The organism is Kitasatospora sp. NPDC096128 (assembly GCF_040303105.1).
In the GTDB taxonomy this organism is placed as follows: Bacteria; Actinomycetota; Actinomycetes; order Streptomycetales; family Streptomycetaceae; genus Kitasatospora.
On record NZ_JBEOSP010000035.1, the window covers coordinates 57,739 to 79,540 of the forward strand.

Genomic DNA, 21,802 nt, shown 5'->3' on the forward strand with positions numbered 1-21,802 from the left:
GGGTCAGCTTCCCGCGGTGTGATCGAGGCCGGGGCCGCACCAGCGCAGCGCCTCGCAGCCGGTGCAGCCCCGGCCCGGGGCGGTGGTGAAGGTCTCATCCGAGGCCCAGGGACCGGCCAGGGCGGAGATGACCCGCCGAGCCTCGTCGACCGTCTCGGGGTCGTGCGGGTGGAGTTCCTCACACGCGGAACCGTCCTGGTACAGCAGCTCCAGTTCGATCCGGCACCGGCGCGGGTCGCCACCGGGGACACCGGCGGCCATCATCAGGACGGCGAGGGCCAGTTGCGGGAATGCTTCGAGGAGGGGCCGGCCCTCCCAGGGGCGGGACGCGGCGGTCTTGGTCTCGCGCCAGACCCATCCGCCGGAGTCGGTGTAGAGCAGGTCGGGGTCGGCGATGACGACGACGTCGAGTTCGGGGTCGTACGCCGTCAGACGTGCCTGGACCTGGAGCTCCTCGGTGGGCGGCAGGCCGTCGAGTGGACACACCGCAGCGTGCTCGGCGATCATCCGGACGGCCGTCCTGGTCTCCTCCGTGGTGAGACCCGGCAGCGTGTCGGGCAGGAGGGCGGTGCGGCAGTTGCGCCGGGCCCGGTGCTGTTCGTTGAGCCAGGCGTCCACCGCCCGTCCGCGGCGGATCGCGGAGCTCTCCGGTTCGGCCGATTTCAGGTGCAGCGCCCTGGTCAGGTGGTACTTGGCCGGGCACGCGGCATGGGTGCGCAGGTCGGAGACCGAGACGCTGCGCCGACGGCGCGGGCGGTGCGGTCGGTTCACGCCGAGCAGGAACGGGGTCCTGGGGGGCTGCGAACAGCTCGTCAGGCCCTCGCAGTCGATGCAGGCCGAGCCCGGATTCACCCGGTCCGCCTCGATGACACGGGCCAGCACCGGCTTCGCGTATCGGGCGTACCGGCGAACCGCCTCCTCGGCGTCCCAGTCCGCGAGAACTGTGCGGGAGCCGTCACCGAAGCCGACAGCCACCACACGGACCCGGCCGGGGAGCGTGCCGCGGATCTTGACCGGCTGGTAGCACTCCCCGAAGTCCGCCGTGGCTGCGACGCCGGTCGCGGCCACCGCGGCCGCCTCCGCGATCTCCGCGTCGGTTCGTGGCTTTACTGAGTTCACGGACAGCAGCCAGATCTCCCTGACACGTCCGTCGGCCGAGGTGTACCGGCGGCCCCATGCCGTCCGCTCGTACCGGAGGGCGCCGCGGGAGTCCGGCGCGGCAAGGTCGGTGACGGTCACCCACGCGTGTTCGACCGGGAGCGGCGCCTGCCCGTCGGACGCGTACTCGATGCTGTGGTCCGCCCGTGCCGCCAGAAAGTTGCGGACGGCCTCCTCGGCCCAGGCGAGGTGGGACGGGTGGCAGTCGTGCCGGCGGTGGAGCTGTCGAAGGGCTGCCTCAACTTCGGTGCCGTCGTGTTCGATCGCATCGAGCGCCGTCATCACGGGAGCCGGAGCGAAGTCCTTGACGGGCCTGCGGCGGGACCTCGGTGGGGACTGCTGCACGAACGGTCGGGCCCGCAGTGCGGCGGCCCGGGGGCAACCGCGGGGATCCTCCTGCAGCAGGGGGAGCGACGTGCGGACGACGCGGGGATCGCCGGTCGTGCCGGCGGGAGGTTGCCAAACGGTCACAGGAGGAGCCCCCCTCAGGGTTCGGAGCTGTTCGGCCGAGACTCTAAGGAGAGCGTATATCTGTGAACTTAGTCAAGCAACGGAATGTCGTTGATCGCTGGGGCGGTATGGTAGGGGCGCACGATGCCGAGGCGGACAGGGGTGAGGATGAAACAGGGCGAAGTCGTCCGCGGCAGGTACCGGATCGTCGAAATGCTCGGCGGGGGTGGCATGGCCTGCGTCTGGAAAGCGATCGACGGGGAGACCGGCGGGCTGGTGGCCGTGAAGGAGATCCGCGCCGACCAGTACAACCAGGGGCGGCTCAGCGAACGCGAGCGCATCCGTCAGGAGACCGAGTTGCGCAAGCGCTTCGAGCGGGAAGGGCAGTTCCTCGCCGAACTCGACCACCCCGGCATCGTGCGCCTGCTGGATCGGGGTCTTCATCGGGGTGCTCCGTTCCTGGTCATGGAGTTCGTCGACGGAAAGCCGCTCGACCGCTTCCTGATGCGGTTCCGGCCGCTGCCGATCGAGGCGGCGTGCGCCATCGCCTTCGAGATCGCCGATGCCTTGGCGCACGCCCACCAGGGGCGGGTCATCCACCGTGACCTGAAGCCCGACAACGTCGTGCTCACCGCGGACGGGTCGGTGAAACTGATCGACTTCGGTGTGGCGTTCCCGGACCGGCCGGACGCGACCCGCTACACGGCCTACGGCGCCACGCCGGGGACAGTCGGCTACATGGCGCCTGAGCAGCTCAGGGGGGAACAGAAGGTCACGAGTGCCGTTGATCACTATTCGTTCGGCTGTGTGTTCTTCGAGCTCCTGACCGGGCGTCAGCCCTTCCTGGATCAGCCCGATCGCAACCGCTCCACCCAGCACCAGCTCGACCTCCCGCCGACGGTGAGCGAGCTCAGGCCCGGCGTCCCGGTTGAGATCGAAGACCTCGTCTGGTGTCTGCTGAGCAAGGATCCGGCTCAGCGGCTGGCTGCTTTCGCCAGGGTGCCGGATGTGCTCCGCCCGCACTTGCCGGCCGTCGGGTCCCCGGCGCCCAACCCGGAACTCGAACCGGACCCCACGGTCCGCTACCGACTGCCCGGTGCGGCGCTTGTCCCCTTCGCGTCCGTCCGGGGCGGACGGCGCCCGGCTCCGCCGCGGGTGGTCGGCAGGAGGGTGAGGTCGGGAGTCGACCGTGCACGGTTCGCCGACCTGCTGGCCGCGGCCGCCGCCGAGGTATCAGGGGCGGGCGCCGGGCAGGCGCTGACGGACTTGGAACGCGAGTTGGGGGAAGCTCGCAAGGCCTGGGGGCTTGGTCATCGCCCGGTGGCGTCGGCCCAGGTGCTCTGCGCCGACGCGGCCCGCCTGGCCGGGGACTGGCAGGCTGCGGAGCCGATGTACCGGACCGTTGCGCAGGCCCTGGAGCACAAGGCAGCTCCCGAGCTCCGGGCCCTTGCCCTGGAGGCCCGGGTCGGGCTGGCCGAATGCCTGCTCGGGGTCGGTGATCCGCAGAGCGGCTTCGACGGCTGGGCCGACGTGGTTCATGAGGTAGCAGGTCTGGTGGAGATGCCCCCGGCCGTGGTGGCCCGCTGTCGGGAGGTGGCCGTGAGATTGGAGAAGTCCGGTCGGAGCGCGGAGGTTCGGCCGTTCCTGGGCCTGCTGGCCCAGGAGTGACCTCATCTGCGGGGAAGTCTGCCGGTCGCCAGCAGCTCGCCGAGCGCCTGGCCGATCCCCCCGGACACCTCCCTCAGCTCACGCACGGCCTGGTCGAAGGCGGCGAGCCGCCGGTACGTCTCCCCGTAGGTCCGCTGTTCCTCCAGCGGCAGACGGGGCACCTGGAGCCGACGGACATCCACCCGGGATGACGTGGACGCGTGCGTCCCGGCCTGCCGGGCGTTCGCGGGTGAGCGCAGACAGCCGGCCAGGAACCAGGGGTCGAGGACCGTGGGATCGACGCGGATCAGATGCAGCTGGGGACCGAGCACGGTCGGGGCGTCGACGTCCACCCAGGCGTCGAATGCCCGGAGCGAACCCACCACGACGACGTCCTGCGACGAGGTCACGGTCAGACTGCTGGTGCGTTCGCCGTCCTCGGTCTCCGCGGCTGGCAGCCAGTGGCGGGTGCCCTCCGGGTTTCCGAGATCGGGGACGGTGACGACCGGGACCCCGTCGGCCGGCCGGTCGCCACGGTGGAGCAGGTGCTCCGGCAGCGCCTGCCCGGAGTGCAGTTCCAGTGCCCCGGCCAGTTCGAGCTCGCCGACGCTGGTGCTCGTGCCGGCGGCTTCCTGAGTGGGAGCCAGTTTGGAGAGGACCCGGCCCAGGTCGCGGGCCTCGTCGAGGCGGAGGTCAAACCGGGTCCAGGACTGACGCAGGTTTGTGGTGACGGCAGAATCGGCTGCCGGAACATGCCGGGCCGGTGTCAGGTCGACCTGGTCGTCAAGGAGGTCGATGACCGGGACGGACACGCCTGCGGCGGCTCGGTCGTTCCGGAGTGACTCCAGCACGGTGCTGCGTAGGACGGGCCAGTCGATCGAAGGCTGTCCCGGTGACGGGGCGCCCGCCCGCCCGACGGTGTCCACGAGCCGGACCACGGAGCCGGCCGGATCATCGGAAGGCCGGGACAGCACCCAGAGGTGGAGGCCGACGCCGTGTGGGGGAGCCGAGCCGGGGGGAAGCGCGATCACCGCACGCAAAGCACCGCTGCGTAGCAGAGCGCTTCTGATCCTGCGCCCTGCCCGTCGGGCTGCGATCGCGGGGGGAAGGAGCAGGACGGCGGTGCCATCCGGAGCCAGAGCCGCAACGGCGTGCTGAACCCAGGCCAACTCCGGTTCGGTGCGAGGGGGTTGTCCGAACAGCCAGCGGGCGTCCGTGGCCAGCTCGGAGTGTCCCCATTCGCGCTCGTTCGAGGGAGGGTTGCACAGCACCACGTCCGCCCGGACGGACTGCAGTGCGTCGGCCCGCAGGGTGTCGGCGACCGTCACGCGGCCGTCTGCGCCGCTCATCAGCATGCGGGAGGCTGCCACGGAGGCGAGGGTCGGGTCCACCTCCTGCCCGAACAATTCAGGTGGGGAAGGGGCGGTCCACTGCCTACCGGCGGCCAGTAGCAGTGATCCGGTGCCGCAGGCCGGGTCGAGGACGGTGTGTACCGAGGAGTTGCCGCGCCACTTCGCGAGCTCGGCCATGAGCTCGGCCAGCGGCTCGGGAGTCGTGGTGATCTGGCGTACGTGAGTTCCGAGCCAGCGTTGGAGCAGGAATCCGAAGGTCTCCGGAGCGCCTTCCTGGTCGGCCAGCTGCACGGCCTGCTCCACCAATGTCTGTTGCCTGCGGCTCATCCGAGGCGGAACGGGCAGGGCGTCCGGGTCTCCGGAGCGGCTGAGCCGCGAACCGACAGAGGCCAGTACCGTGCCCATGGCGTCCCGGTCACCCAGGGCCTCGATCTTCGGCCAGAGCCGTTCGAGGCGGCCGGCGGCGGGCCGACTCTTCTGCTGCCGGTCCAGCCACTCCTCCACTTCGGCGAGGGAGAACTGGGGGTTCGCGTCAGTTCCCCCGACGGGTTGCGGGAAGCTGTCATGCCTTCGACGCCAATTACTGACCGCGGCGCGTCCGACCCCGGCGATGCGGGAGATCTCCGCGAGGGTCACCTGGACGACCGGTTCGGCGGATTGCTGCATCAGAGTCTCCGGGGAGGTGCGTTGGATCGGTCCGACTTCCGATCCAACGTATCGTGCCGATGTGTCGAGGCACACCGTGTTGCTTGACTTAGTTTACAAGAATCAGTGATGCGCTCTACCCGAGTAGACCCTAGTCGGTCGAGGGTGGCGGTGATCACCTTTGGGGGCCGGGCGGCGGGGGAACGCGCAGGTGGGAGGGGTGCGGTGGAGGGGCGGGGGAGGGACCGGCCGTCGGGTCGGGAGCGGGCGAAGCTACCATGTGCGCAACACCCTCAGCTCGAAAGATGGACTTGTGACTGTCAACGACGACGTGTTCACGGACTGGAAGAACCGCGAGGAGATCGCGGAGTCGATGATCCCGATCATCGGGCGGCTGCACCGGGAGAAGGACGTCACCGTCCTGCTCCACAGCCGTTCCCTGGTGAACAAGTCGGTGGTCAGCATCCTCAAGACGCACCGCTTCGCCCGGCAGATAGCCGGCGAGGAGCTCTCGGTCACCGAGACCATGCCGTTCCTGCAGGCGCTGACCACCCTGGACCTCGGCCCCTCGCAGATCGACCTCGGGATGCTCGCCTCGACGTACCGGGCGGACGACCACGGCCTGTCGGTGGAGGAGTTCACCGCCCGTGCCGTCGCCGGTGCCACCGGTGCGAACAAGCTGGAGCGCCGGTCCGCGCAGGACGTCGTGCTGTACGGGTTCGGCCGCATCGGCCGGCTGGTCGCGCGGCTGCTGATCGAGAAGGCCTCGGGCAACGGCCTGCGGCTGAAGGCCATCGTCGTGCGCAACGGCGGCGGCGACGACCTGGTCAAGCGCGCGTCGCTGCTGCGCCGGGACTCGATCCACGGCCAGTTCCAGGGCACCATCACGGTCGACGAGGCGAACAACAAGATCGTCGTCAACGGCAACGAGATCACGGTGATCTACTCCAACGACCCGAGCGAGGTCGACTACACGGAGTACGGGATCAAGGACGCGATCCTGATCGACAACACCGGCCGGTGGCGTGACCGCGAGGGGCTGTCCAAGCACCTGCGGCCCGGCATCGCCAAGGTCGTGCTGACCGCCCCGGGCAAGGGCGACGTGCCCAACATCGTGCACGGTGTCAACCACGACATGATCAAGCCGGACGAGCAGATCATCTCCTGCGCCTCCTGCACCACCAACGCGATCGTCCCGCCGCTGAAGGCGATGGAGGACGAGTACGGCGTCGTGCGGGGCCACGTCGAGACCGTCCACTCGTTCACCAACGACCAGAACCTGCTGGACAACTACCACAAGGCCGACCGCCGCGGCCGCTCGGCGCCGCTGAACATGGTGATCACCGAGACCGGTGCCGCCTCGGCCGTCGCCAAGGCCCTGCCGGACCTCAAGGCGAAGATCACCGGCAGCTCGATCCGCGTGCCCGTCCCGGACGTGTCCATCGCGATCCTGAACCTGCAGCTCAAGCGGGAGACCAACCGCGAGGAGGTCCTCGACTACCTGCGGGAGATCTCGCTGACCTCGCCGCTGAAGCGGCAGATCGACTTCACCGACTCGCCGGACGCGGTGTCGAGCGACTTCATCGGCTCGCGCCACGCCTCGATCGTGGACGCGGGCGCGACCAAGGTCGACGGCGACAACGCGATCCTCTACCTGTGGTACGACAACGAGTTCGGCTACTCGTGCCAGGTCGTGCGGGTCGTGCAGTACATCTCGGGTGTCGAGTTCCCGACGTTCCCGGTGCCGGCGGTCTGAGGCCTCGGGTGGTAGTGGCGGGGCGGTGACCACGGTGTGGTCACCGCCCCGTCGGCGTTTCCCGGGGGTGCGGCGGACCCGTCAGGCCCGGCCCAGCCCCGCGTCCGGCACCTTCCCCGACTGCGCCTGCTCGATCCGGTTCACCAGCATCACCGCGAACCGCCGGGCGGCCGGCAGGTCCACCGGCCCGCCCTCCGTGGTCACGCTCGCCACCACGGTGCCCGAGCGCACCACGATGCTCACCCCGTCGCCGTCGGCCAGCGGCCCCACGAACGCCTGGCTCTCACTGCCCACGGCCGGGGCGTCGACCTTCTTGAACGGCCCCACCGGGTAGGAGGCGTACGTCTCCTTCGCCCGGTTCCTGGCGGCGTCCCGGCTCGGCAGCGTCTCCACCAGGAAGCGGGTCACCAGATCCCCCGAGGAGAACCGGACCGACCCGCTCAGCGGCTTGCCCGTGCACGGCGCCGAGGCGGTGCAGGTGACGGCGTGGTCGGCCGTGTCGACCTTGCGCTTCTCCTCCTGCCACCCGGCCATCGCCTTGGCGTCCGGCAGCACCTGCCCGACCACCTTGTCGTCCAGCAGCGCCGCCTCCAGGTCCGCGCTGGGCGCGGCCGGCGGCGGCACCTGCGCCGCCCCGCCGGCCGTCCCGCCCGCGGGCGCCGAAGCCCCGGCGGACCCATCGGCCGGGGCCGAAGCGGAAGCCGTACCGCCCGGCACCGCCGCCGGACCACTCGCCGTACCACTCGCCGTCGCGCTCGTCACCGCCGAACTCGGCGCCTGCGCAGCGTTCTTGGCCCCCTCGGACGCGCCGGAGGAACACCCCGCCAACACGCCCGCCAGCACCCCGGCCGCCACCACGACGGTGCCCCGCCGACCACCCATCCCCATGCGCCCACTCCCTTACGCCTGTCCGTGACCCCTCAAGATAGCGACCACCCCGCACACGAACCGTCCCACCCCCTGCCCCGAACCCGCGCCGACCGTGCACGGGAGACGGCCTGACGGATCGTCGGCCGGGGTGGTGGCCTGCGTGGTGTCGGGGAAGTGCCGGGCGGCGGGATGCCGCCCGGCCCGGGGGCGCTGGGCTGGGCAAACGGATGTCGGCCGGCCGTGATATGTACTCATCTGGGGCGGCCGCTGGGCGGCCGTGCGATTGATGCCGATGATGTTCGAGGGGGCCACACATGCCGCTGTTCCGACGCCGCTCGGGCGGGGAGGGCGCGCAGGACCGGGCCGGTCGCCGCGGGTTCGGGTTCGGGCTGGGCAAGCGGGCCGCCGAGGCGCCCGCGGCCGCTCGGGGGGCCGAGCCGCGGCTCGATCCGGCCCTCGGGGACGAGACCGTCCGGCTGGTGCTCGGGCAGGCCGCCGCGGGGGACTGGACGGCGCTGCGCCCCGCGCTCGCCGCCGCGGACGGCACCGAGCTGACCCGGCTGGTGGGCGCGGTCTCCGACGTCGCCGGAGTCGAGGAGTGGACGGCCCGCGCGATCGCGGACGCCCCCGACGACGCGCTGCCGCTGCTGCTGTCCGGCGCCCGGCACGTCAGCTGGGCCTGGGAGGCGCGCAGCAGCGCCCGGGCCAAGCACGTCACCGAGGAGCAGTGGAAGCTCTTCCACCAGCGGCTGGAGGTGGCCGAGGAGCAGCTGCTGGAGGTCGCCGAGCGGGAGCCGTCCTGGCTCGCCCCCTGGTACTTCCTGCAGATCAGCGCGCGCGGCGCCTCGCTCGCCCCCGAGGTCGCCACCTGCCGCTTCGAGGCCGCGGTGCGCCGCGTGCCCGGGCACCCCGGCTCGCACCGCCAGCGCCTGCAGCAGCTGTGCGCCAAGTGGGGCGGCTCGCACGACGCCATGCACGAGTTCGCCCGCTCCTCGATGCTGGCCGCCCCCGAGGGCAGTCCGCTCGGCGAACTGGTGGCGCTCGCCCACCTGGAGCGCTGGCTGGACCTCCCGGACGGCGAGGACCACGCCTACCTGACCAGCCCCACCGTGCTGGCCGATCTGCAGGAGGCGGCGTTCCGCTCCGTCCTGCACCCGGACTTCGTCCCGTCCGGCGGCTGGCAGGCGAGCTTCAACACCTTTGCGATGGCCTTCTCGCTCGCCGACCAGCGCAAGACCGCGCGGCTGCTGTTCGACGCGCTGGACGGCATGGTCACCGAGTCGCCCTGGCACTACCTGGCCGGCGACCCGGTCAAGGCCTTCCGCGCCCACCGGGACCGCTGCGCCGCGTCCTGACCCGCGCGCCCCGTACGTCACCCCTTCCGCATTCCGCGACCGAAAGAGCCTCCGGTGTCCCCAACCGACAACCCGACGAGTGCGCACACCTTCCAGGTGGACCTGCGCGGCCTGGTGGACCTGCTCTCCCACCACCTCTACTCCAGCCCGCGGGTCTACCTGCGCGAGCTGCTGCAGAACGCGGTGGACGCGATCTCCGCCCGCCGCGCCCTCGACCCCGGGGCGCCGGCCGCCATCACCGTGCGGGCCGACGACGAGCTGTCCGTCACCGACACCGGCATCGGCCTGACCGAGCAGGACGTCCACACCTTCCTCGCCACCATCGGCCGCAGCTCCAAGCGCGACGCCGACGGCCGGCTGGACGGCGACGGCCTGGCCCGGGCCCGCGGCGACTTCATCGGCCAGTTCGGCATCGGCCTGCTGGCCTGCTTCGTGGTCGCCGACGAGATCACCGTGGTCACCCGGCACGCGGGCAGCCCGGACGCGCCGGTGATCGAGTGGCGCGGCCTGTCGGACGGCAGCTACACCATCCGCACCCTGCCCGCCTCGGCCAAGCCCGAGCCCGGCACCACCGTCACCCTCGCCCCGCGCGCCGACGCCGCCGAGTGGACCCGCCCCGCCCGGGTGCTCACCCTCGCCCGGGACTTCGGCAGTCTGCTGCGCCACGACGTCACCGTGGTCGACGCCGACGGCACCGAGCACGCGGTCAACCGCACCCCGCCGTGGGCCGAGCGACACGGCTCCCCGCTCGCCCGGCGCGACGCGCTCGCCGAGTACTGCCGCGCCACCTTCGACTTCGTCCCGCTGGACACCATCGAGCTGGACCTCCCGCTGGTCGGCCTGCGCGGAGTCGCGTACGTCCTGCCGGACGCCGCCCCGCCCTCGCGCCGCAACGGCCACCGGGTGCACCTCAAGGGCATGCTGCTCTCCGACCAGGCCGCCGAACTGCTGCCGGACTGGGCGTTCTTCGTCCGCTGCGTGGTGGACACCGACGGGCTGCGCCCCACCGCCTCGCGCGAGGGCCTGTACGCCGACGAGACGCTGGCCGCCGTCCGGGACGCGCTCGGCGCCCGGATCCGCGACTGGCTCACCGGCCTGTCCGCGAGCGACCCGGCACTGCTGCACCGCTTCCTCTCCGTGCACCACCTGGCCGTCAAGGAACTCGCCCGCTACGACGACGAGTTGCTGCGGATGATGCTGCCCTGGCTGCCGTTCGAGACCACCGACGGCAACGTCACCCTGGACGAGTTCGCCCGCAGCCACCCGGTGGTGCTGGTGACCCGTACGGTCGAGGAGTTCCGCCAGGTCGCCCCGATCGCCGGCGCGGCCGGGCTCGGCGTGGTCAACGGCGGCTACACCTACGACCGCGACCTGGTCCACCGGCTGCCCGAGATCCGCCCCGGCGTCTCGGTCGCCGACCTCGACCCGGGCACCGTCACCGCGCACCTGGACACCGTCGACCCGGCCGCCGAGCTGGCCGCCGGCGCCTTCCTGGCGGTCGCCCGCGAGGTGGTCGGCCGGTTCGACTGCGACGTCGCCCTGCGCAGCTTCCACCCGACCAACGCGCCCGCCCTGCTGCTCGACAACCGGGAGGCCCGGCACGAGCGCACCCGCGCCCAACTCGCCGACGAGGCCGACGGGTTGTGGGCGGACATCCTGGGCTCGCTGCGCGCCGAGGTGCCCCGCGCCCAGCTGGTGCTGAACCACCTCAACCCGCTGGTGCGCCGCGCCGCCACCGTCACCGACCGGGACCTCGCGGTCACCGCCGTCGAGGCGCTCTACGGGCAGGCCGTGCTGATGACCCGCCGCCCGCTCAAGGCCAGCGAGTCCGCGCTGCTGAACCGTTCGTTCATCAGCCTGCTCGACCACGCGATGCTCGGCCACGAGGCGGCCGGCGCCGACGAGAAGGAGGCGTGATGCTGGACACCACCGACGCGGTGATGGCCGGGCTGCGCGAGAACGACGCCCGCCCCTACGGCCGCACCCGCACCGTCACCGCCGAGGAACTCGTCGACGCCGCCGAGCAGTTCGAGGACACCGGGGTCCGCTCGATGGCCCTGCTCGAACTCATGGAGGCCTACGAGTACGACGGCGAGCGCAGCAAGAGCCCGGTGGTCTTCGCCCGGGTGCTCAAGCTCTGGGACCAGGACCCGGACGGCTTCGGCGAATGGGCCCGCCACCAGGTGTACTGGCGCTTCAAGTGGGTGGCCGCCGCGCTGATGGACACCCCGGACGTCCCGCTGCCCGCCATCCGCCGCTGGCACACCGAGCTGCGCGACCGCTACCGCAAGGCCGGCTTCGACCTCCAGCCGTACTACGCCCAGCGCTACCACCTGGCCGCGCAGACCGGCGTCGACGTCCAGGACGCCTACGAGCTGTGGACGGCCCGCCCGCGCACCGAGCTGAGCGACTGCCACGCCTGCGAGACCCGCGCCCGGGCCCGGCACTTCGTCGACGCCGGGGACGACGCCCGCGCGCTGGAGGTCCTCGCCCCGGTGCTGGACGGCCGCAGCAGCTGCGAGCAGGAGCCCTACCTCAGCCAGGCCGCCGCCCTGCTGCCGCTGCTGCGCCGCGGCCGGCTGGACGAGGCCCGCTCCGCGCACCTGACCGGCTACCGCTACGCCCGCGGCAAGGCCGCGATGCTGGCCGCGGTCGGGCAGCACATCGAGTTCTGCGCGCTGTCCGGCAACGAGCCGCGCGGCCTGGAGCTGCTCGCCGAGAACCGCGACCTGTTCGCGGTCACCGGCGAGCCGTCCGCCCGGCTGGAGTTCCTGACCGGCGTCGAGGTGCTGGTCGCCGCCCTGGCCGCGGCCGGCCACGGCGAGCTCCCGGTCAGCGGCCCGGCCGGCACCGCCTGGACGGTCGACACCCTGCTCGCCCACCTGCGCACCGAGGCCGACGCCCTGGCCGCCCGCTTCGACGCCCGCAACGGCACCGACGCGGTCGGCGCCGCCCGGCGCGCCCGGCTGGCCGCCGAACCGCTGCTCGCCGAGCCGCTGGCGCTGGGCGTCCGGGTCGCCGCCGCGCCCGAACCGGCCACCTCGGCCCCGGCCGTGGTCCCGGCCCCGCGGCGCACCGTCGAGGCCGAGCCGGAGGACTTCGCCGCGCTGGTGCTGCGCGCCCGCGAGCTGGAGCTGCTCGGCCACCCGGACGCCGACCGGCTCTGGAAGCGGATCGCCGAACGGGCCGCCGCCGCGGACTTCACCCACCCGGAGGACGCCGGAATCGGCAGCCCGGAGCAGCTGCGCGCCGAACTCGCTGAGCAGCGCGCCCACGAGGCGCTCGGGCGCGACGACCACGCGGAGGGCGTGGCGGGGCTGCTGGCCGCCGCCGAGCTGTTCGAGCAGGCCGGGCTGCCCGGCCCGGCCCTGATGACCCGCACCCGGACGCTGATCGTCGAACTCGGCGACGTGGAGGGCGCGGTGGCCGACTGGCCGGCCCTGGACGCCGCCCTGGCCCGGGCCGAGGAGCTGCACGCCGCGGGCGGCATGCTGGACGACGACTACCTGATCGTCCTGCAGTCGCGCGCCTACGCCGCCCACCACGACCTGGTCGGGGCGCTGCCCGAGCCGCCCGCCGAGACCGTCGCGCGCTTCGAGGCCGCCGTGGGCGGCTACCGGCGCGCCGCCGTCGAGCTCGGCTCCGCCCGGCGGGCCGCGACCTCCCGCCAGTACCTCGCCGACGCCGCCGCCCGGCAGGGCCGCCTCACCGAGGCGGCGGCCGAACTGCGCGAGGTGCTGGCCCAGTTGGACGAGGCAGAACTGCCCTGGCAGACCCCGCGGGTGCTCGGTCTGCTCGGCCAGCTGCTGCTGCAGGGCGACGAACCCGGCCAGGCGGTCGAGGTGCTCCACCGGGCCCTGGCCGAGGCCGTGCGCTGGGGCGAGGACGCCTACCCGTACGCGCCGACGTACATGATGCTCGGCCACGCCAGCATGCAGGTCGAGGACTTCGGCGGCGCCGTCCGGGCGCTGTCCGAGGCCGCCGCGCGCTTCGACCGGCAGGGCGCCGGGGCCGTCGAGGAGGCGGCCCGGGTGCGGCTGCAGCTCGCCGACGTGCTGCGCGCCACCGGCCGGGCCGCCGACGCGGTGGCCGTGCTGGAGTCCGTCCTGGACGCCCAGGCCTCGACCGCCGGACTGGACGTGCGGATGGTCGCCCAGGTCCGGCTGGACCTCGCCCGGGGCCTGGTCGAGCTGGAGGAGCACCGGGACGCGGCCGAGGAGTACCTGCGGCTGGCCGAGCTGGTCTCCGGCTGGGAGGACCAGGAGACCCACACCATGGTCGCCTGCGAGGCCGCCCTGACCCTCGCCAAGGCGGACCGCTGGGATGCCGCCGAGGCCGCCCTCGGGCGCGCCCGGGAAGCGCACCGGAAGGCCCCGCAGGTCGACCGACTGGCGGCCACTTTGCGGGAGTTCGCCCAGCTCACGATGTGCGAGCGGGGCGGCGCCGAGTGGCTGGACGCCGCGCTCGCCCTGGTGGCCGAGGCCGACGCGCTCGGCGCGGCCGCCGAACGGGACGGGCAGGAGCACAACGGCTGGTACCTGCGCGGCGGTTCGCACTACGCGCGGGCGCGCTGCCTGGCCATCGCCGACCGCTTCGAGGAGGCGCTCGCCGAGGCCGAGCGGGCCGTCGCGGTGTACGGGCAGGAGGGGGAGCCGGCCGGCTCGCCGCAGCCGGAGTCGCTGCGGGCCGAGTCCGTGCGGCTGGCCGCGCTCATCGAGGGCGGCGACCTCGGCCGCCCCGGGGCGGCGGTGAAGCGGCTGACCGAGGCGATCGCCCGCTCCGAGGCGGCCGGCCTGACCGAGGCCCCGCGGGTGCTCACCGAGTTGCGGGAGCGGTTCGCGGCCGGCTGAGCCCGCGGGCGGGGGCGGGCGCCCTTGGACGCCCGCCCCCACCGCTGTGGTCCGGCCCGGTCAGCAGGGGCCGTCGTCGCCCCAGACGCCCCACTGGCCGCTGGCGCTCGGCACCTCGTTCAGGGTCCACCACTTGGCGTGGTAGTTGTGCCCGTTGTACGAGACCTTGGCGCCCGCGGTGTACGTGGTGCTCGCGCTCCACGCCGGGGCGGTGCAGCTGCCCGGGTTGCCGGTCGGCGTGCCCGGGCCGGTCGGCGGGGTGGACGGGGGCGTGGTCGGCGGGGTGGTGGGCGGGGTCGCCCCGGCGAACTTCACGGTGTACTTGGTGAAGTCCCAGTCGCTCTGCGCCACGCTGGAGCAGGAGCCGGACAGCCCCGGGTCCACCGGGCCCGCGCACTGGCGGTCCCGGTTCACCGACCAGAAGGTGTACCGGGCCAGGCCGTGCGCGGTGGCGAAGTCCAGCACGCTCTGGAAGTCGGCCTGGCGGAAGTACTCGGCGGCGTCGGTGCGGCCGTTCATCATCGACACGCCCTCGTGGGCGTACGCGGTGGCCTCGCTCCAGCCGAAGGTGGTCTGCAGGATCTGGTTGAACTTCACCAGCGCGTCGGTCTGCGCCGCGGCGCCGTTGAAGCCGCCGTCGAACGGCATGATCGAGTAGTTGTTCGGCGTGAAGCCCTGCGACTTGGCCTCGTCGAGCATCTGGGTGCCGAACCAGCCGGTGCCCGCGTTGGTGCCGGCCGTGGTGATCGAGACGTACAGGCCGGGGTTGTTCTGCTGGAGGATGCGGGCCGCGCCGATCTCGTTGTGGATGGCGGCGGTGTTCTCGTACTCCGGCTCCTCGAGGTCGAAGTCGATCGCCTTGAGCCCGTACTTGGCGACCACCTGCTGGTACCCGGCGGCGGTCGCCTCCGGGGTGCCGCAGACCTGGCCGAGCTTGGTGCCGCCGTACCCGCCGACCGACACCGAGACGTCCCCGCCCTTGCCGCGGATGGTCTGGATGACGGCGGGCATGGCGGTGTCGGAGTCGATCGAGGAGGTGCCGCCCCAGGCGGGCGAACAGCTGTTGCCCTGGGCGAGGATGAAGGCCAGCTGGAAGGCCTTCTGGCCGGTGGCGTCCATCACGGCGGCGGCGTCCGGCGGGCTGTTGTCCTCGGGCATCAGGTACGGCGCCGAGGCGTACCAGTTGCTGCCCAGCCCGGTGCCGGCGTCGGCGGTGGGGGCGGCGGCCGCGCCGGTGCCGGCCAGGGCGGCGAAGCCGCCGGCGACCAGGCCGAGCGCGCCGGCCGTGGCGAGGGCGGCCCGGCCGGGGCGGCGTCTGCGGGGGGTCGAGGGGGTGTGCTGTGAGAGGCTGTGCTGTGGGGGAAGAGCGCGCTCCATCGGATGCCTTTCCAGGAGACGGCAGTGGGGGCGGAGGGCCTGGTCGCGCCGGTGTGGGGGTGGCGGGACGGCCGAACGGACCGTCGGCGATGGACAGTTGCCGAAGGTCATCACTGGTATAGACCTGTTGAGGAGGGGTGGTCAACCCCAAAGAGGTCAAGCCGCCCGGCGTACCGGACGCGCTATGCGGGGACGGTCACCCCGACCCCCGCGAGCAGTCCGCTCACCGCCGGGGACCAGGGGCGGCCGGTCGGCCCCGTGAGGGTGAGGGTGCGGTGCACGGCGGGCCGGATCGGCACCAGGACGCAGTCCGGCGGCAGCATGGTCAGGGCGAGCGCGGGCATCACCGAGACCCCGACGCCCGCGTGCACCATGCCGATCAGACTGTTGAGGTCGCGGATCCGGTGCCGGGGGGCGAAGCGGGTGCCGGCCCGCCGGTAGGCCTCCCGGATGTGGCGCTCGCAGCCGCCCTCCGAGAGCAGGAAGTCGTCGTCCGCCAACTCGCCGACGTGGATGGTCTCCTGGTCGGCCAGCGGGTGGTCGCGGCGCAGCAGCGCGTGCATCGAGTCGGCGCCGAGCGCGACCGCGCCGGGCGGCAGCGGTCCGGCGTCGACCAGGACGGCGGCGTCCACCGTGCCCGCCTCCAGCCAGGTGGCCAGTTCGTCGTCCTCGCCCTCGAAGACCCGCACGGTGACCTGCGGGTGCGCCGCCTTCCAGTCCCGCAGCAGCCCGGGCAGCAGGGCCTGGCAGACGGTGGTCGGCGCGGCCAGCCGCACGGTACCGGTGAGGCCGCCGGAGTGCCGGGTGGCGATCGTGCGGACGGCCGCCGCGGAGGCGACGGCGGTGCGGGCGTGCGGCAGCACCTGCTCGCCGAGCGGGGTGGGGCGGCAGGGGGCGCCGCGCCGCAGCACGGGTGCGCCGAGGGCGCGCTCCAGGGCGGCGACGGCGTGCGAGACGGCGGACTGGCTGATGCCCAGCTCGTCGGCGGCCGCGCCGAAGCCGCCGGTGTCGGCGACCGCGACCAGGGCCCTGAGCTGGGCCAGGTTGACCTCCGAGGCCATGAGACTTCCTCATCCTTCGCGCATCGCCACTTGTTGGACTCATGTTCCGTCGCCGGGCCACCCTGTGTCCAGGACGCGGAAGGCGTCACGGCACACGGAAGACGTCGTGGCCCGCGGGACGGAACGGACGAGGAGGTGGTCGGGGTGCGGCGCTGGTGGCCGGACTTCATGGCACTGTCGGCGATCTGGGGCGCCAGCTTCGCCCTGATCAAGGTGGCGGTCGACGCGGGAGTGCCGCCGGTGTGGGTGGCGCTCTGGCGCAGCCTGCTGGGCGCCGGCACGCTCTGGGCCGTCCTGCTGCTGCGCGGCGAGCGGGCTCCGCGCGACCGGGCGCTGTGGGGGCACTCGGCGGCGGTCGCGGTGCTGCTCAACACGGTGCCGTTCACGCTGTTCTCGTTCGGCGAGACCAGGGTCAGCTCGGTGCTCGCCGGGGTGCTGAACGCGACCACCCCGCTGTTCACCCTGCTCTTCGCGGTGCTCACCGTGCCCGAGGAACGCCGCCCCGGCGCCCGCCGGCTGACCGGCCTCGGGCTCGGCTTCGTCGGTGTGCTCACCGTGCTCGGGGTGTGGCGCGGCCTGGGCTCGGGGGAGAGCGCGGGCGCCCTCGCCTGCCTGGCCGCCGCCTGCTGCTACGGCGCGGGCTTCGCCTACCTGCGCCGCTTCCTGTCCGGCCGCCCGGAGTCGGTCACCACCCTCTCCGCGCTCCAGATCACCTGTGCCACCGTCGAGTTGGGGGTGATCGCCCCGCTCGCGGCCGGTGCCCCGCACTGGCCGGGCGGCTCGGCGGCGGCCGCCCTGCTGGTGCTCGGCGCGGCCGGCACCGGCCTGGCCTACCTGCTCAACCTCGGCCTGGTCCGCACCGCCGGTACGGCCGTGGCCTCCGCCGTCACCTACGTCATGCCGTTGTGGTCCACCGCCCTGGGCGCCGCCCTGCTGGCCGAGCCGGTCGGCTGGAACGCCCTGGCGGGCGGCATCCTGGTGGTCGCCGCCGTCGCCCTGACCCGCCCGCGCCGGCCCCCGGTCGCCGCCACCCCGCCGCGGGCCGCCACCCCGCCGAACCGCCGCGCGGACAGCCTGGGCGGATGACCGGGGACCCCCGCCGTTCCGGGCCGGGGCCGCCGCGCCGCGCCCCGGCCGCGTCCGGGCCCCGGTGCCCGGTCGGTCTGACGTTCGGTGGCCGCCGAATTACGGGTCGTGCCCGGAGGGCCGCTAGGGTGGCCCCCGTGGTGAGGTCGTGGGATGCGGCGGTCGAGCGGGCGCAGGACCGGCTGGCGGCGGGGGTGCGGTTGCGGGCCGCCGTCGAGGGGGAGGAACGGCGGTTCGCCCGCTGGGACTTGGCGTCGCTGCTGGAGGGCGAGCTGGGCGAGCTGGTGGACCCGGACGGGCTGGACGAGCGGGCCGAGCGCGGCTGGCGGGAGCGGCTGGGGGAGAGCGGCCGGGACTGGCCCGGCGGGGAGCTGTACCGGCGCCGGTACTGGATCCTGGACGGGCGGGGCGCGACCGCCGGGACGGTCGCGGTGGACAACTGGACCAAGGGCCCGAGCCAGCTCGCCGTCTCCTCCCTCTACCTGCGGCCGCAGGCGCGCGGGCACGGGCTGGCCGCCGACGCGCTGGACGAGGTGTACGCGGCGGCCACCGCCGAGGGCCTGCCGGGCTTCCGGCTGGAGGCGCACTGGACCTGGCAGCCGGCCGTCCGCTACTACCTGCGCCGCGGGCTGTGGGTGGTGGGCTGGAAGCGCTCGCTGTCGCTCGCCCGGATGCCCCAACTGCCCCTGCACCGGGTGCGGGAGGAGGACGGGCGGCTGCTTCTGCTGGTCGAGGACCGGCAGCGCGGCTGGGTGCCGATACTGGCCGCCGGGCAGGAGGGCCGCTGGCTGCGGCTGGACGAGACGGCGGACTACCGGGGCTGCGACGCCTGGGTGCACGAGTACGCCCGGTCGACGCTGGCGCTGTACCTGGCGCTGGCGGGCCGGCCGCTGGTGCGCGGGCCGCAGTGGCGGGCCGAGGCGTGGCGCTGGGCGGAGGCGGGTGAGCCGGAGGGCCTGGCGGCCAGGATCGAGGAGTTCGAGCGGGCCGCCCGGGCGGCGGGCCGCGGCGGGGTCCGCCCGCACCGTCCGGTGGCGCTGCCGGGGCCGGCGACGGGGTCGGCGAAGGAGTCGACATCGGATTCGGCATCGGATTCGACGGCGCTGGTGTCCCCGCGGCTGGCAGACTCGGCGGATGGCTGAGATCGAGATCGACGGCGCGCCCGCGGACCCGGCGCGGCTCGCCGCCCTGGGGCTGCTGAACTACGGGCACTTCACCACCCTGCGGGTCGAGGCGGGCGCCGTCCGGGGTCTGGAGCTGCACCTGGACCGGCTGGTGCGGGACTGCCGGGCGCTGTTCGCCGCCGAGTTGGACCGGGCGGTGGCCCGGGAGCGGATCCGCGCGGCGCTGCCGGCCGACGGCGGGCCGGGGATCGTCCGGGTGACCTGCTACGACCCCGCGCTCGGCCTGGAGCGCCCCGCCGCCCCGGCCGCTCCCGTCCTGCTGGTCACCACCCGCCCGGCCGCGGCCGTCGAGCCGGCCCCGCTGCGGGTGCGCACGGTGGCCTACCGGCGCGAGCTGCCGGAGGTGAAGCACGTCGGCCTGTTCGGCCTGGTGCACCACCGCCGTGCGGCCCAACTCGCCGGGTTCGACGACGTGTTGCTCACCGACGGGCAGGGGCTGGTGACCGAGGGGGCCACCTGGAACGTCGCCTTCCTGGCGGGGGAGCGGCTGGTACGGCCGGCCGGCCCCGCGCTGCCCGGCGTCACCGAGGCGCTGCTGGCGGGCGCGTACGACGGCCCGCAGTCCCGCGAGCCGGTCCGCGCCGACGACCTGGCCCGCTTCGACGCGGCCTTCGCGCTGAACGCGGGCGTCGGTCTGCGTCCGCTCGCCGCCGTGGACGGCACCGCCTTCGACCCGGCCCACCCGCTGCTCGCCGAACTGCGCGCCGCGTACCTCGGGATCGCCGCCGACCAGGTGTAGCGCCGCCGCCGGTGCGTCGGCTGCGTGCTGGAGGACCGCTGGAGGGGATCGCCCGCACGGGTGACAAACCCCGTGGTTACCGGCGCAATGGTACGGCAGGGCTGCCCAGAACCCTTGTGAACGGCTGATCATGACTGGAGATCAGCTACGCTCTCGCCCGCCCGGCCCGACCCGTCGAAGCAGAGAGTAGCCCCGATATGAGCAGTCCCCCTGCCGCCCCCGCGCCCCGTTGGCCGCTGATCCTCCTGCGCGTCACCGCCACCACCCTGGCGCTGCTGGCCCTGCTCCAGGCCATGCTCGCCGGCAGTTTCCTCAACGGCACCTACGACTCCCTCAAGGACCACGAGGACAACGCGATGATGCTGGCCACCGTGGTGGTGGTGCAGTTGGTGGTGGCCTTCTTCGTGCGCCGGCCCGGCGGCGGGCCGCTCTGGCCGCTGTGGACCACCGCCCTGCTGGCCGCCGCCGTGACCGGCCAGATCACCGCCGGGTACGCACGGTCGATCGGGGTGCACGTCACCCTCGGCGTACTGCTGGTCAGCGGCATCCTGTTCGGCCTGGTCGGCGCCTGGCGGCTGCCGCTGCCGGTGCGGGAGGACCGGTACGAGGGGGGCCCGGACGGCGGCGGACGGCTGCCGCGCCCCGGCGGGCCGGTGGAGGTGAAGCGGTGAACCGCCGCAGGTTCCTCGGCGTCGGCGCCTCGGTGCTCGGCGCGGGCGCGCTGGCCGCCGTCGCCGTCCCGTCGGCGGCGTTCCTGTTCGCGGAGGGTCGCCCCGGGCGGCTGCTCGGCAGCGACCTGCCGCTGCCCGGGGCCTTCCAAGTCCCGCTGCCGGTACCGCCCGTGCTCCAGCCGGTGCGCAGCGACGGCACCGACGACTACTACGAGATCACCCAGCAGGTCGCGAAGCTGGAGATCCTGCCCGGGGTGAAGACCGAGGCCTGGACGTACGGCGGCACCTTCCCCGGGCCGACCGTGGTGACCCGCTCCGGCCGGGCCGCGGTGGTCAAGCACCGCAACCAGCTGCCGGTGGCCTCCGTGGTCCACCTGCACGGCGGCCACACCCCGGCCGACAGCGACGGCTACCCGATCGACCTGCTGCTGCCGGTCGGCTCCACCGCCCCCGCCGCCTCCTCGATGGACGGCATGCCGGGCATGGGCCACATGACCGGCCACAACGTGGTCGGCGAGCGCACCCACACCTACCCGGGAAAGCAGCGCGCCGCCACCCTCTGGTACCACGACCACCGGATGGGCTTCACCGGCCCCGGCGTCTGGCGCGGCCTGGCCGGGTTCCACCTCGTCCAGGACGACGAGGAGGGCGCGCTGCCGCTGCCGCGCGGCGAGCGGGACCTCCCGCTGATGCTCGCCGACCGCTCCTTCGCCGCCGACGGCTCCTTCAAGTACCCCTCGACGGACGCCTCGCTCGCCGTGCCCGGCGTCACGGCCGGCTACATGAACGGCGTCCTCGGCGACGTCATCCTGGTCAACGGAGCGCCCTGGCCGCGCCTGGACGTCGACCGCGCGCACTACCGGCTGCGCCTGCTGAACGCCTCCAACTCCCGGCTCTACCGGCTCGAACTGGACCCGCAGCCCTCCGGCGGCGACGCGTTGGTCCAGATCGGCTCCGACGGCGGCCTGCTCGCCGCTCCCGTCACCCATGACGGGATCGAGATCGCCCCCGCCGAACGCTTCGACGTGGTCGTCGACTTCTCCCGCTACCAGCCCGGCACCCAGGTCCGCCTGCTCAACCGGTTCGGCAGCGGGCGCACGGCCGAGGTGATGCGCTTCGACGTCTCCTCCCGGGCGGTGACGGACGACGCCAAGGTGCCCGACCGACTGTCCGCCGTCGAGCGGTTGGACGCCGCCGCGGCCGTCGCCACCCGCGACTTCGCCTTCCGGCGCAGCGGCGGCGACGGCTGGACCATCAACGGCGACCCGTACCAGCCCGGGCGCAGCCTCGCGACCCCGGCCCTCGGCAGCGTCGAGCGCTGGCGCTTCTCCACCGATGTGCACCACCCCGTGCACGTCCACCTCGACCACTTCCAGGTGGTCGGCCGCAACGGCGGCGGCCCGGGGCCGTGGGACGCGGGCTGGAAGGACACCGTGGACCTGCGGCCGGCCGAGGCGGTGGAGGTGCTGGTGCGCTTCACCGACTACGGGGGGACGTACATGATGCACTGCCACAACCTGGAGCACGAGGACATGGCGATGATGGCGGACTTCACGGTGGGGTGAGCCCGCCGCCCGGTCTGCTGTGTTCCGTTCCTCCGT

General features: G+C 73.6%; 15 protein-coding genes. 10 read left to right on the forward strand and 5 right to left on the reverse strand.

Going from position 1 to position 21,802, the window contains the following annotated elements; genetic code table 11:
• Positions 1-3: 3 nt before the first annotated feature.
• A complete protein-coding gene (locus tag ABTY61_RS31120; RefSeq protein ID WP_350508451.1) occupies positions 4-1,440 on the reverse strand; it encodes a PD-(D/E)XK nuclease family protein in 1,437 nt (478 codons plus the stop codon).
• Positions 1,441-1,776: 336 nt separating this feature from the next.
• Between ABTY61_RS31120 and ABTY61_RS31125 the strand changes: the two genes are divergently transcribed.
• Positions 1,777-3,276, forward strand: a complete 1,500-nt coding sequence (locus ABTY61_RS31125; RefSeq protein WP_350508452.1) for a serine/threonine-protein kinase — start codon at positions 1,777-1,779, stop codon at positions 3,274-3,276.
• 2 nt (positions 3,277-3,278) lie between these two features.
• Here ABTY61_RS31125 and ABTY61_RS31130 read toward each other — a convergent pair whose 3' ends face one another.
• Positions 3,279-5,273, reverse strand: coding sequence for an N-6 DNA methylase (locus ABTY61_RS31130; protein ID WP_350508453.1), 1,995 nt, complete (start codon positions 5,271-5,273; stop codon positions 3,279-3,281).
• 292 nt (positions 5,274-5,565) lie between these two features.
• On the opposite strand from ABTY61_RS31130, the gene ABTY61_RS31135 reads away from it, so the two are divergent.
• Positions 5,566-7,008, forward strand: a complete 1,443-nt coding sequence (locus tag ABTY61_RS31135; RefSeq protein WP_350508454.1) for a glyceraldehyde-3-phosphate dehydrogenase — start codon at positions 5,566-5,568, stop codon at positions 7,006-7,008.
• Between the two features lie 81 nt (positions 7,009-7,089).
• On the opposite strand, the gene ABTY61_RS31140 is transcribed toward ABTY61_RS31135, so the two are convergent.
• A complete protein-coding gene (locus ABTY61_RS31140) occupies positions 7,090-7,896 on the reverse strand; it encodes a hypothetical protein (protein ID WP_350508455.1) in 807 nt (268 codons plus the stop codon).
• 296 nt (positions 7,897-8,192) lie between these two features.
• Here ABTY61_RS31140 and ABTY61_RS31145 point away from each other — a divergent pair, with 296 nt between their 5' ends.
• The 3 genes from ABTY61_RS31145 to ABTY61_RS31155 are packed head-to-tail and all read left to right on the forward strand — an operon-like array spanning position 8,193 to position 14,083.
• Entirely contained in the window at positions 8,193-9,233 is a 1,041-nt protein-coding gene (locus ABTY61_RS31145) for a hypothetical protein (protein ID WP_350508456.1), read from the forward strand.
• A gap of 54 nt (positions 9,234-9,287) precedes the next feature.
• A complete protein-coding gene (locus ABTY61_RS31150) occupies positions 9,288-11,150 on the forward strand; it encodes an HSP90 family protein (protein WP_350508457.1) in 1,863 nt (620 codons plus the stop codon).
• Complete coding sequence (locus ABTY61_RS31155; protein ID WP_350508458.1) at positions 11,150-14,083, forward strand: hypothetical protein; 2,934 nt, start codon at positions 11,150-11,152, stop codon at positions 14,081-14,083. Before ABTY61_RS31150 ends, ABTY61_RS31155 begins: the two co-directional genes overlap by 1 nt.
• Before the next feature lie 60 nt (positions 14,084-14,143).
• Here ABTY61_RS31155 and ABTY61_RS31160 read toward each other — a convergent pair whose 3' ends face one another.
• Both ABTY61_RS31160 and ABTY61_RS31165 read right to left on the reverse strand, forming a co-directional pair.
• Complete coding sequence (locus tag ABTY61_RS31160) at positions 14,144-15,460, reverse strand: carbohydrate-binding protein (protein WP_350508459.1); 1,317 nt, start codon at positions 15,458-15,460, stop codon at positions 14,144-14,146.
• 182 nt (positions 15,461-15,642) lie between these two features.
• Positions 15,643-16,521: a LysR family transcriptional regulator gene (locus ABTY61_RS31165; protein WP_350508460.1), complete on the reverse strand. Its 879-nt coding sequence runs from the start codon at positions 16,519-16,521 to the stop codon at positions 15,643-15,645.
• Between the two features lie 144 nt (positions 16,522-16,665).
• Between ABTY61_RS31165 and ABTY61_RS31170 the strand changes: the two genes are divergently transcribed.
• From ABTY61_RS31170 to ABTY61_RS31190, 5 genes are all read left to right on the forward strand, one after another.
• Complete coding sequence (locus tag ABTY61_RS31170) at positions 16,666-17,607, forward strand: DMT family transporter (RefSeq protein WP_350508461.1); 942 nt, start codon at positions 16,666-16,668, stop codon at positions 17,605-17,607.
• A gap of 137 nt (positions 17,608-17,744) precedes the next feature.
• Positions 17,745-18,749 (forward strand): GNAT family N-acetyltransferase, encoded by a 1,005-nt coding sequence (locus tag ABTY61_RS31175; RefSeq protein WP_350508462.1) that lies wholly within the window; start codon positions 17,745-17,747, stop codon positions 18,747-18,749.
• Positions 18,742-19,530: an aminotransferase class IV gene (locus tag ABTY61_RS31180; RefSeq protein WP_350508463.1), complete on the forward strand. Its 789-nt coding sequence runs from the start codon at positions 18,742-18,744 to the stop codon at positions 19,528-19,530. Before ABTY61_RS31175 ends, ABTY61_RS31180 begins: the two co-directional genes overlap by 8 nt.
• A 197-nt stretch (positions 19,531-19,727) precedes the next feature.
• Positions 19,728-20,201, forward strand: coding sequence for a hypothetical protein (locus ABTY61_RS31185; RefSeq protein WP_350508464.1), 474 nt, complete (start codon positions 19,728-19,730; stop codon positions 20,199-20,201).
• Positions 20,198-21,766 carry a multicopper oxidase family protein gene (locus tag ABTY61_RS31190; protein WP_350508465.1) on the forward strand — a complete coding sequence of 523 codons (1,569 nt, stop codon included), beginning with the start codon at positions 20,198-20,200 and terminating at the stop codon, positions 21,764-21,766. The genes ABTY61_RS31185 and ABTY61_RS31190 overlap by 4 nt, the downstream gene beginning before the upstream one ends.
• Positions 21,767-21,802: the final 36 nt, after the last annotated feature.

Bases quoted from the DNA above. Each gene is read 5' to 3' on its own strand.
- ABTY61_RS31120 (WP_350508451.1), bottom strand. From the start codon at position 1,440: ATGACGGCGCTCGATGCGATCGAACACGACGGCACCGAAGTTGAGGCA.
- ABTY61_RS31125 (WP_350508452.1), top strand. From the start codon at position 1,777: ATGAAACAGGGCGAAGTCGTCCGCGGCAGGTACCGGATCGTCGAAATG.
- ABTY61_RS31130 (WP_350508453.1), bottom strand. From the start codon at position 5,273: ATGCAGCAATCCGCCGAACCGGTCGTCCAGGTGACCCTCGCGGAGATC.
- ABTY61_RS31140 (WP_350508455.1), bottom strand. From the start codon at position 7,896: ATGGGGATGGGTGGTCGGCGGGGCACCGTCGTGGTGGCGGCCGGGGTG.
- ABTY61_RS31145 (WP_350508456.1), top strand. From the start codon at position 8,193: ATGCCGCTGTTCCGACGCCGCTCGGGCGGGGAGGGCGCGCAGGACCGG.
- ABTY61_RS31155 (WP_350508458.1), top strand. From the start codon at position 11,150: ATGCTGGACACCACCGACGCGGTGATGGCCGGGCTGCGCGAGAACGAC.
- ABTY61_RS31160 (WP_350508459.1), bottom strand. From the start codon at position 15,460: ATGGAGCGCGCTCTTCCCCCACAGCACAGCCTCTCACAGCACACCCCC.
- ABTY61_RS31165 (WP_350508460.1), bottom strand. From the start codon at position 16,521: ATGGCCTCGGAGGTCAACCTGGCCCAGCTCAGGGCCCTGGTCGCGGTC.
- ABTY61_RS31180 (WP_350508463.1), top strand. From the start codon at position 18,742: ATGGCTGAGATCGAGATCGACGGCGCGCCCGCGGACCCGGCGCGGCTC.
- ABTY61_RS31185 (WP_350508464.1), top strand. From the start codon at position 19,728: ATGAGCAGTCCCCCTGCCGCCCCCGCGCCCCGTTGGCCGCTGATCCTC.